Origin of the sequence: Pseudoalteromonas sp. BSi20439 (genome assembly GCF_000241165.1) — a bacterium.
GTDB lineage: Bacteria > Pseudomonadota > Gammaproteobacteria > Enterobacterales > Alteromonadaceae > Pseudoalteromonas.
In genome coordinates, this window is record NZ_BADW01000113.1 from 1 (window position 1) to 819 (window position 819).

At 38.2% G+C, this 819-nt stretch carries 1 protein-coding gene; it reads right to left on the reverse strand.

Annotated features, from left to right (window positions below; all coding sequences use genetic code 11):
- Positions 1-382 precede the first annotated feature (382 nt).
- A partial coding sequence (locus tag P20439_RS18620) for a hypothetical protein (RefSeq protein ID WP_036933633.1) occupies positions 383-819 on the reverse strand: 437 nt, incomplete at its 5' end.

Genomic DNA, 819 nt, shown 5'->3' on the forward strand with positions numbered 1-819 from the left:
GTTCGGGGTTCGGGGTTCGGGGTTCGGGGTTCGGGGTTCGGGGTTCGGGGTTCGGGGTTCGGGGTTCGGGGTTCGGGGTTCGGGGTTCGGGGTTCGCAAGATAAACCAAAGCACAATAAATTCAATAATTTTAGCCATAAAAAAAACCCGCGACTTGATTGTTCAAGTTGCGGGTTTTTTAGGGTTTTTAAACAAACGAATTTCAAAACCGTTATTGGTGGGCTGGGGGAATCTTAACTGAGCATATAACAAACTGAAAAATAACAAAAACAACCTACAAGAAATCACTTATTGTTACCATTGTTGTTACTATTTGTTTTTGTGTGGGATCAAATTCGCGTTTTGCAGCTGAACCAAGAGCAGTAAAAATTCTTTTATATTTTTAAAAACCTAAATCCTCTTTATTAGCATCTGGTTTTGTTAAGCCATAGTACCCGATTGAAAACACTGAGTTTGTATTAATGCCAACTGTTGCAAAATATAACGTCAATACAAAATCAGAGCTTTTCCACTGTAGCGCTGTTTTATTTCCTGCAACCTGTGTGTATTCACCAAATAGAGTGTTTAATTTATTAAGCAAAACACTATAGTCGTCAGCATTATAATATACAGCTACACCGTTCAAGCGCTTTTCAGCATCAAAAGAAAAATGTACTTTTTGGTTATCTCTAGGTACACCTAAAATTTCTTTTGAATCTTTTAATTCAAGCCAAACAATATCACCAATACTTTCCTTGGTACTGTTAGGTAATTTGCTTCCGACAGCTTCAATTTTATCACCCCATTGCGTACCAAAAACACCATCACCAAACAGCTGCA